The sequence below is a fragment of the Intestinimonas sp. HCP28S3_D6 genome (assembly GCF_052065695.1).
Taxonomy (GTDB): Bacteria; Bacillota; Clostridia; order Oscillospirales; family Oscillospiraceae; genus Intestinimonas.
The window spans coordinates 1-9,780 of record NZ_JBQHTM010000072.1 but is presented as its reverse complement, the minus strand read 5'-3'; the positions used below and the strand labels follow the sequence as shown (position 1 = coordinate 9,780).

9 protein-coding genes are annotated in these 9,780 nt (G+C 57.3%); all 9 read left to right on the top strand.

The window, feature by feature from the left end; all coding sequences use genetic code 11:
* Positions 1–181 precede the first annotated feature (181 nt).
* The 9 genes from ACTNBK_RS15775 to ACTNBK_RS15735 all read left to right on the top strand — a co-directional run bounded on the left by ACTNBK_RS15775 (position 182) and on the right by ACTNBK_RS15735 (position 9,663).
* Entirely contained in the window at positions 182–1,006 is an 825-nt protein-coding gene (locus ACTNBK_RS15775) for a CoA-transferase (protein ID WP_441147532.1), read from the top strand.
* 32 nt (positions 1,007–1,038) lie between these two features.
* Positions 1,039–1,779 (top strand): hypothetical protein, encoded by a 741-nt coding sequence (locus tag ACTNBK_RS15770; protein ID WP_441147530.1) that lies wholly within the window; start codon positions 1,039–1,041, stop codon positions 1,777–1,779.
* Between the two features lie 31 nt (positions 1,780–1,810).
* Complete coding sequence (locus ACTNBK_RS15765) at positions 1,811–2,083, top strand: NifU family protein (protein WP_441147534.1); 273 nt, start codon at positions 1,811–1,813, stop codon at positions 2,081–2,083.
* Between the two features lie 79 nt (positions 2,084–2,162).
* Entirely contained in the window at positions 2,163–3,299 is a 1,137-nt protein-coding gene (locus tag ACTNBK_RS15760; RefSeq protein ID WP_441147528.1) for an acyl-CoA dehydrogenase family protein, read from the top strand.
* Between the two features lie 34 nt (positions 3,300–3,333).
* Positions 3,334–4,029 (top strand): YczE/YyaS/YitT family protein, encoded by a 696-nt coding sequence (locus ACTNBK_RS15755; protein ID WP_441147526.1) that lies wholly within the window; start codon positions 3,334–3,336, stop codon positions 4,027–4,029.
* 30 nt (positions 4,030–4,059) lie between these two features.
* Complete coding sequence (locus ACTNBK_RS15750) at positions 4,060–4,851, top strand: SDR family NAD(P)-dependent oxidoreductase (protein ID WP_441147524.1); 792 nt, start codon at positions 4,060–4,062, stop codon at positions 4,849–4,851.
* A gap of 95 nt (positions 4,852–4,946) precedes the next feature.
* Positions 4,947–6,494 carry a 4-hydroxyphenylacetate 3-hydroxylase N-terminal domain-containing protein gene (locus ACTNBK_RS15745; protein ID WP_441147523.1) on the top strand — a complete coding sequence of 516 codons (1,548 nt, stop codon included), beginning with the start codon at positions 4,947–4,949 and terminating at the stop codon, positions 6,492–6,494.
* 65 nt (positions 6,495–6,559) lie between these two features.
* Complete coding sequence (locus tag ACTNBK_RS15740) at positions 6,560–7,888, top strand: GntP family permease (RefSeq protein ID WP_441147522.1); 1,329 nt, start codon at positions 6,560–6,562, stop codon at positions 7,886–7,888.
* A gap of 296 nt (positions 7,889–8,184) precedes the next feature.
* A complete protein-coding gene (locus ACTNBK_RS15735; protein WP_441147521.1) occupies positions 8,185–9,663 on the top strand; it encodes an amino acid adenylation domain-containing protein in 1,479 nt (492 codons plus the stop codon).
* The last annotated feature ends 117 nt before the right edge of the window (positions 9,664–9,780 follow it).

Here is a 9,780-nt window from a genome sequence, read left to right as displayed (position 1 = left end):
TAAATGTTTCCTGTTTCTTCATCCCCATACACCACCATTGCGTTGATAGTGTTATTATCCCACATCCGGAGCCTTTATGGTAGTGCGGATTAAATCAGAGATTCCTTAGAAAAACGAACGCCCAGATTCTGCCACATTCGATAGGACGCATGTGACGATCGGGAAAGGAGTAAAAGCTACCATGAGAAAGGTAATCCAGGCCAGCGAGATCTGCAGCTATATCCCCGACGGCGCCACCCTCTTTTTTACCGGCATTACCATGGGAAATGTGCCGGAAGAGAGCATCGTGGAGATCGAGAAGTCTTTTCTGGAGACGGGTCATCCCAAAGACCTGACCCTCTACACCGCCTCCGCCATGGGGGACCGGAACACCCGAGGGCTCAACCACATCAGCTATCCCGGCCTGCTTAAGCGGGTGGTGGCCGGTCACCTGGTCAACTGCGGCGACAACATGGTGCGGCTGTGCCGGGAAGAGAAGGCCGAGGTCTATAACTTCCCTCAGGGTGTGCTATCCACCATGCCCCGCTACATCGCCGCCAAGAAGCCCGGCGTCATCACTAAGGTAGGCCTTAAGACCATGATGGACCCTCGATATGATGGCGGAAAGATGAACCGGACCGCCAAGGAGGATCTGGTGGAGCTGGTAAATCTGTGCGGCGAGGAGTGGCTGCTCTACAAATGTCCCAAGGTGGACGTGGCCATTATCCGGGGCACCATAGCCGACGAGCGAGGCAACATTTCCATTTACAAAGAGGGGTACCAGCTGGATCAGTTGGCCCTAGCCCAAGCGGCCAGGGCCAGTGGCGGGGTAGTCATCTGCCAGGTGGAAAACATCGTCCGGGCTGGCACCATCAAGCCCAAAGAGGTCAAGGTCCCCGGCGTGCTGGTGGACTATGTCTATGTAAGCAAGCCGGAGTACCACTGGCAGACCAGCGCCACCTTCTATAACCCGGTCTTCAGCGGCGAGATCTCCGTTCCCCTGAAAAGCATCCCCCCGAGCGGCTGAGCGTTCGGAAGGTCATCGTCCGCCGGGCAGCTATGGAGCTGTGCCCGGGTGACATCGTCAACCTGGGCGTAGGCACTCCGGAGAGCATCTCTTCCGTAGCAGCAGAAGAGGGGGTCGGCGATCTCTTTACCCTCACCACTGAGGCCGGCGGTATCGGCGGCATCCCTGCCGTGGGGCACGATTTCGGCTGCTGCTGGAACGCTGAGGCTACCGTGGATATGAGCGCCCAGTTCGACATGTATGACGGCGGCTGCCTGGACTACGGCGCATTGGGCTTCCTACAATGTGATCCCACTGGGGTGGTCAATGCCAGCATGCGCAACGGTGACAGCATTGGGGTGGGTGGCTTCATGAATGTTGCTGGCGGCGCCAAGCGAATTGTTTTCACTGCCACCTTTACCGGTGGTATCACCAAACAGGATAAACCGGAGTTCGACCTGAGCAGCGGAAAATTGGTTATTACAAAAGAGGGCAATATGAAGCGCTTTGTCAAACAGGTGGAGCAGTTTACTTTTAACGGTCAGGAGACTCTCAGCCGAGGCAAGCAGGTTACCTTTGTTACTGAGCGCTGTGTCTTCCATCTGACCACGGAAGGTCTGATGCTCACCGAGATCGCCCCTGGGGTGGATCTGCAGAAGGACATTCTGGACTTGATGGAGTTTACCCCCATCATCAGCCCCGACCTCAAAGAGATGGATGCCGGCCTCTTTCAAGAGAAATGGGGTGGTCTGAAGGCCATCATGGACGAGAAGCAGGCTGCTATGGGGTTGTGACCCGAAAGGAGGTTGACAGAACGTGACCGCCATGGAAGTAAACGATATGCTGGACAGGGAGGTAAATCCCAAGCTGCTGGAGCACCAGGGCTGGGTGGAGCTGGCCAGAATGCCGGATGAGCAGACCATCTTTATCCGGTTTCGGGGGGCGTGCAGCGGCTGCGGCGCCGTCCGGGAGACTTTGGATACATTTGTAATCCCCACCATTCTCCGGGTGGCTCCGGAGATCAAGACGGTGGAGGTTGAGGAGGGAGTTTCCCAGGAGCTCTACGAGATGGCAGTAGCCATGCTCAGCGGCCACTAAGGCAGGGATCAGACGCGGCGCGCCTGAGGGAAGGGACCCGCGATCCATACCATTTCGATGTAAAGGAGCGAAAAAGAAAATGACCCACCTACTGCTAACCGACGAACAGCGCGACCTTCAGGCCTTTGCCAGGGAGTTTGCCGAAAAAGAGCTGGCCCCGGTGGTCAAGGAGTGCGACCTCAAGGGCGAGTTCCCTATGGAGGTCTTTAAGAAGTTCCGTGATGTGGGCTTCAACACCATGTTTCTCCCCGAAGCCTATGGCGGCCAGGGCCTGGGTGCCATGGAGATGGTGCTGGTCTACGAGGAGTTCGCCAAGGTGGACGCCGGCTTCATCTGCAGTGCCAGCACAGGTGAGTTTGGCATCGAGCCCATTCTGGTGGCCGGCACCGAGGAGCAGAAGCAGTACTACATGGACTTCATCCTCAACGGCGGACTGGGTGCCTTCGCCCTCACCGAGCCCAACGCGGGTTCCGACGCCTCCGCCACCAAGACCACCGCCGTCCGGGATGGGGACGACTACATCCTCAACGGCCGCAAGTGCTTTATCACCAGCGGCCCCATCGCTGATGTGTACAGTGTCTTCGCCTCCACCGATCCCTCCAAGGGGGCCAAAGGAATCAGCTGCTTCATTGTGGAACGCGATCGTCCCGGTGTGTCGGTGGGCAAGGATGAGGACAAGATGGGCATGCGGCTATCCTGTACCTCTGACGTCCTATTCGAGGATGTCAGGATTCCCGCCAAGAACCTGGTGGGTGCCGAGGGAACCGGCTTCAGTTTGGCTATGAAGTGTTTGGACCGCAGCCGCGGTGTCAACTCCTACGGTGCTCTAGGTATCGCACAGCGGGCTCTGGATGAGGCAGTGGCCTACGCCAAGCAGCGCAAGACCTTCGGTAAGCCTATCATCGCCCATCAAGGCGTCCAGTTTATGCTGGCCGACATGGAGATTGACGTGACCACCGCCCGGGCACTGCTGTGGCAGTGCGCCACCATGGTGGACCGCGGCGTCTTCGATACCAAGCTGGGCTCCGTAACTAAAACATTCCTGAGCGACATGGTCATGCGGGTGACCACCAATGCCGTGCAGGTGCTGGGCGGCTACGGTTATAGCCGTGAGTACCCGGTGGAGAAGCTCATGCGTGACGCCAAGCTGTGGTCTATCTTCGAGGGCACCAACCAGATCCAGCGCATGGTCATCGCCGGCACCCTGGCCCGCTGATCGCCACGACACAAGGAAAGGAGAGGTACCGCCAATGAGCCTGAAGGAAAAGCTCACTGGAAAGCGCCTGTTCATCTGCGCCATAGGGATGTTCTTTTACGCCTCAGGGGTGGCCTTTACCAAAAACTGCGATTTGGGCATCTCCCCCATTGTCAGTGCGGCCTACGCCCTCTCTCTTATTCTCCCCGTCTCTCTGGGCTGGTGCACCAGCCTGTGCAATGTGGTCTTTATTATCATTCAAAAGGCCCTGCTCAAACGGGAGTATACCCTTACCATCATGGTGGCGCAGATCGTCATGAGCGTCATTTTCTCCCTGGCCATTGACGGGACGGCGCTACTGTGGAGCTTTATCCAGCCTGCCAGCTTTTTCTATCCCCTGCGGATTCTGATTTTCGTTATTGGCTGTGCCGTACTGGGCCTTGGGGTCTTTCTCATTGTCCAGGCTGATTTTGTGGTGCTGCCGGCGGAGGGTGTGGTCAATGCCGTAACAAAATGCTCCAAAATCAAATTCGGCACAGTAAAGATCCTCTTCGACGGCGCCATGGTCCTGACCACCGCCATTCTTACTCTGGCCTTCCTCCACGAACTCAAAGGCATCCGGGAGGGCACCCTTTTGGCCGTGCTCCTCATTGGTACCTTTGTCAAGGCCATCGCCCGAATCATCGGCCCCGGGGTGGGAGCCTTCCTGACGGGCGGCACTGAGCACCAAACGCAAAACTGCATCTCATAATCAAACGATTAGAAAGGACGTGTTCCAACCATGATTGAAATGAAAAACCCCCCGTTCCCCATTCCGACCTTTGACCTGACCGGCAAGGTAGCCATCATTACCGGCAGCACTAAGGGCCTGGGCGAGGGCATGGCTATCGTTCTGGCCGCTTATGGCGCCAAAGTGGTGGTCAACAGCCGCAGCCAGGCCGATTGTGACCAGGTGGCCGCCAATATCAACGCTACGGGCGGAACAGCAATCGGCATTAAGGCGGACGTCCGGGTAAAAGAGGAGATCGATGAGCTGGTGTCCAAGACCGTGGAAACGTTCGGCAAGGTGGACATTATGATCAACAATGCCGGCATCGGTATCACCAAGCGGGTCACCGAGATGACAGTGGAAGAATGGGACGAGGTGGTAGACACCGACCTCCGTGGCGTCTTCCTGGGCGCGGCAGCCGCCGCCAAGGTCATGATCGATCAAGGCATCCAGGGCCGTATCATCAACATCTCCTCTGCCGGCGGCCTGGTGGGCACCAAGAATATCGCCGCCTATTGCGCCTCCAAGGCCGGCGTCATCAGCTTGTCCAAGACCATGGCTATGGAGTTCGGCAAATATGGTATCACCGCCAACGCCGTTTGTCCCGGCTATATTCCCACCGCCATCAACACAAAGCCCCTGGAGATTCCCAAAGTTCGGGAGCAGATCATCAACAAGACCGCTCTCAAGCGTCTTGGCCGCATCGATGAGCTGGCTGCAGTGGTCCTCTTCCTGGCCTCTGATGCCTCCAGCATCATCACCGGCGCCTACATCGCCGCGGATATGGGAACTACCTGTAATTAAATCAATCTTTCCCCCGTTTTTAGCAACCCGACGGAGACCATTTTTCCCAGACGGCACCCACTATGCAATTTTTATAAATTAGGAGGAATACAACTATGGGACTGGGTACTTATGAACAATTCGAGAAGCGACTGTTCGCCATGAAGCCCAATATTTACATTGGGAAAGAGTGCGTGGGCCGCGATGATCCGCGTATGGCTGCCGGTTTCTACTGCATGAAGCAGACCTTTGACTGCCTGTATGACGAACGTTATCGCGATGTGTGTACTGCTACTTCCCATATCACCGGGGAGACCATCAACCGTTTTACCCACATCCATCAGAGTGTGGATGACCTACTCAAGAAGCAGGAGATGACCCGACTCCTCTCCCACCGTGTGGGCGGCTGCATCCAGCGCTGCATGGGAATCGATGCCATGAACGCCCTCTCCGTGGTCACCTACGAGATGGACCAGGCCTGCGGCACCCATTTCTATGACAATTTCATCGAGTACATGAAGTACGTCCAGGCCAACGACATTGTGGCCAACAACGCCCAGACCGATGTCAAGGGCGAGCGTCTGAAGCGCCCCTTTGAGCAGAGCAACCCCAATATGTACCTGCGAATCGTGGAGACCGATGTAGACGGCATTGGCCTGGACGGCAAGCCCTGCAAGGGAATCATTGTCCGGGGCGCCAAGTCCTGCAACTCTGCCGCTCCCTATGTGGACGAGATCATTGCCTGCCCCACCAAGTTCATGACCAAGAACGACAATGCCTATGCCGTCGCCTTTGCCCTCCCCGCTGATTGGCCCGGCATTAAGATCTGCGCCCTGCCCGGCCTGCGCCATAAGCGCACCCATATCGACGCCCCTATCGCCCATGTGGGTGACGTAGAGTCTCTGACCATCTTCGATGATGTCTTTGTGCCCAATGAGCGCGTCTTCATGAACGGCCTGGCCTATCCTGAGACCACTCCCTACGCCGGCTTCCTGGCCATCATGTTTGCCCATTTCCACCGTCACTCCTACACTGGTTGTAAACCTGCTGCCTCCGAATGCCTGGCCAGCTCCGCCGCCCTGGTGGCCGAGTACAACGGCATTGAGAAAACCAGTCACGCACAGGACAAGATCTGCCACATCATCGGTATCGCCGAGCTGGTATACGCCGCCGGCGTGGCCGCCGCTTACCGGGCCGAGAAGTCCCCCTCCGGCACCATGGTTCCTGACGAGATCCTCACCAATGCCGGACGGAAGCTGGCCGGCGAGGAGATCTACGGCGAGGCCAGGATCCTGGCCGATCTGGCCGGCGGTCTCATCGCCACGCTGCCCCTGGAGGAGAACTTCTACAACGAGGAAGTGGGCGAGCTGCTCAGCTCCTATATCATGCGTGACCCCTCCATTCCCGCGGAGAACATCCATCGCTGCTTCCGTATGATCGAGGATCAGATCGTCAGCGACTTCGGTGCCGGACAACTGGTGGCCGGCCTGCACGGCGGCGGCTCTCCCCAGATGGAGACCATCGCCATGATGGGCGGCTACGATTTGGAGGAACTCAAGGGCCTGGCCAAGTACCTGGCCGGTATTGAGCCCGAGATCCCCATCTACCGCCGCAAGACCGTCACTCCGCGCCGCCTACTGGAGAAATTCAAAAAGGCAAAATAAAAGCGTGCCCTGTTCGCGCTCCTGCCCCGCGCGTACCCGTATGGAAGAATGGAGGTTAGGAACCCATGTCAAGTGAGGTCATCAGCCTGATCGGCATTCTGATCGGTGTCTGTGGATTGATCTATCTTTGCTACAGAGGACTTCCCCCCATGTTTGTGGCACCCCTGTGTGGCGTGGTAGTGCTGATCATCTCCCAGCAGCCTGTAATCACCGGCATCACCGAGACCTATGCCGGCGGGTTTGCCGGTTTCCTGCAGAAGTATTTCCTTATTCTGTTCTTGGGTGCCATCTTCGGCGCCATCATGGGCGACTCCGGTGCGGCCAAGTCCATTGCCCGGAAAATCACCCGGCTTGCCAAGCGCTGCCACGGCTTCGAGAAGCTGGCGGCAGTGTGGAGCATTATCATCGTCGCCATCGTGCTGGTGGTGGGCGGCGTGAGCGTTTTTGTTGCCATGTTTACCATTGTGGCCATCTCAAAGGAGCTCTATCAAGAGTTAGATGTGCCCTGGAGGCTCTATGGCTGCCAGATTCTGGGCGCCGGGTGTATCGCCCTGACACATTTCCCCGGCTCTCCCAGCGTCAACAATATCATCGCATCCACTTACCTGGGAACAACCCTTACCGCCGCCCCTGTGCTCAGCGTATTGGCCATCATTTGCTCCTTCACCCTAGGCACCATCTATATTCTCTGGGAGCTCAAGGGTGCCAAAAAGAAGGGGGAGGGCTTCCTGCCCACCGGAGCCGAGATTGCCAAGACCATCCACAAGGACGATGACTTTCAGGAAATGAGCCTGATCATGGCTCTGCTGCCCTGCATCGTGCTCTTCATCCTCCTCAACGTCTTCAACACTGGTGCCGTGGCAGCCTCCTTTGTGGCCATCATCCTGGCCCTCATTATCTTCCACAAGCGCCTGGGTAGCCCCGTAAATATGGTGGAGACCTGCCGAACCGGCGCCATGCAGGCCATCAACTCCAGCGTCACTGCCTCCATGGTGGTGGGCTTCGGCACCGTCATCGCCAGCGTGCCCGGCTACGCTTTCGTCCTCAGCGGCCTCACCGAGATCCCCGGACCGCCCACCATCCAGGTCATTGTGGCGGTAAACATTGCCGCTGGCATCACTGGGTCTTCTTCCGGCGGTCTGACCATCGCCATGGACTCCCTAAGCGATTATTTTCTCTCCACGGGACTCAATCCTCAGGTCATCCATCGCCTGGCGGTCATTTCCTCCGGTGGTCTGGACTCCCTGCCCCACAACGGCACCATCGTCAACGAGCTGGGTGTGTGCAAGCTGACCCACAAGGAGGGCTACCGCCCCATGGGTGTCTGCTCTGTCATCATTCCGCTCATCACTGTGTTCGTCTGCGCCGGCCTGGCTCAGCTGGGCATCTGTTGACCCGCCATTCCCACTTGCTTTTTAAATGTGGCATATGCTATCATTGCCGTAATAACAGTTCCGACCATGCTGACGGCCATTTTACGGTAACCGTGACGGACGTCCGGGGAGGCCCTTTTCAGGGCCCCCGGACGGTCCTTATGGTCTGGCGCTGCAGAAGAAATGCTACTAAAATATGCGCGAGGAGGGGATAGCCGGCACATTAACGCTCAAGCTGTTATGATCGTGTGCCCCGGGGGAGCACCCGGCGGTGAGGATACCAATCCTATGGCTTTGAGAAGGAGTTCTGTCGGGATATGAATACTTTTGAGGTGGCCCTTCACGGAGGGCCTACGTTCTGCGGAGAGGTTCACAGGTGGGCCAAAACACACCCGCAGCAGACAGCGGTGGTCTCAGAGGGCCAGCAACTCACCTATCAGGAGCTCGACCGCCGGTCCTCTGTGTTGGCGGCCTACCTACTGGGACAGGGGATTCACCGGGAGGACATTGTGGGGATCTCTACCGGCCGCAGCGCGGAGACCGTGGTGGCGATTCTGGGCATCTGGAAGGCGGGGGCTGCCTATGTCTATCTCAATGCCTCCATGACAAAGGACGTGAACAGCCACATCCTGGAGGACTGCCGCTGCCCGCTGGTGCTGGATCATGCCCGAATGGAGCAGGCCATGGAGACTGCGGATCCGGGGGATCTGGATTTCTCAGTGCCCGACGGTCTGGCACTGGTGGTCTATACCTCGGGCTCCACTGCAGCCCCCAAAGGAGTGATGCTGGAACACCGCGCGGTGTACCAGATGGCTCTGAATCAGGAGCCCATGGAGGTGACACCGGAGGACCATTACTGCATCTTTGCCAGCTTTTCCTTTGTGGCATCGGTGTCCGACATGGTGGGCGCCATTATGAGAGGCGCCACCTGCTATATTATCGGTGAGGCCTACCGGCGGGATATCCGCAAACTAGAGAAATATCTGGTGGACAACCGGATTACCATCTGCTTCCTGCCTCCCCACATGGCCATTAAGCTGACCCAGGAAACGCCGACCACCCTGTCCCTGCGGCTGCTGCTGGTGGGGAGCGACTGCGTTCATAATCTCTGCTCCGACCAGTTCCGCATCTTCCATGTCTACGGCGCTACGGAGGCTGGCTCCTTAATTTCCCATTACCCCATTACAAAGCGGCAAAGCAGCTATCCTGTGGGCAAGCTCAACCCCAGTCTGCGCGGCTATGTTGTCGATGAGACAGGAAAGCCGGTGGCCAAGGGGCAGGCCGGAGAGCTCTGGCTCGCGGGTCCTCAGATCTCCAGAGGCTATGTCGGACTGCGGGAGCTGACCGCAGCCACCTATGCCCTGAACCCCTTTACCCAGGAAGAGGGCTACCAGAGGGTGCTCAAGACAGCCGACATCGTTCGTGAGAATGAGAATGGCAATCTGGTCTACGTAGCCAGGAAGGGACGCATGTATAAGATCCGGGGCTTTCGGGTAGAGTCCAGGGCGGTAGAACTGGCCATGCTTCAGTACCCCGGTATTACTGAAGCAGTGGTAATCGCCTTCCCAGACTCCGGAGGGACCAATATTCTATGCGGCTACTACACTGCTGAGGAAACGATCGGGCCGAAGGAGCTCAAGGCCTATCTTCGAGAGCATCTGCCCTATTATATGGTGCCCACCTGCATGTTCCAGCTGGAGCGGTTTCCGCTCAATGTGAACAACAAGGTGGACCGGAAACAGCTCCGGCCTCCGGCGGAGTTGGACGACCACAAATACCTTGAACAAGCCTATTGACAAAACACCTAAGGAACCTCTGAATAAAAGCCTTTATCCTGTTTCTACTCAATGTATTAGCCGCCATTTGCGCTTGGTTAAGGTGATTTCAGTGCAAAATAGCCATTATTTATCTGC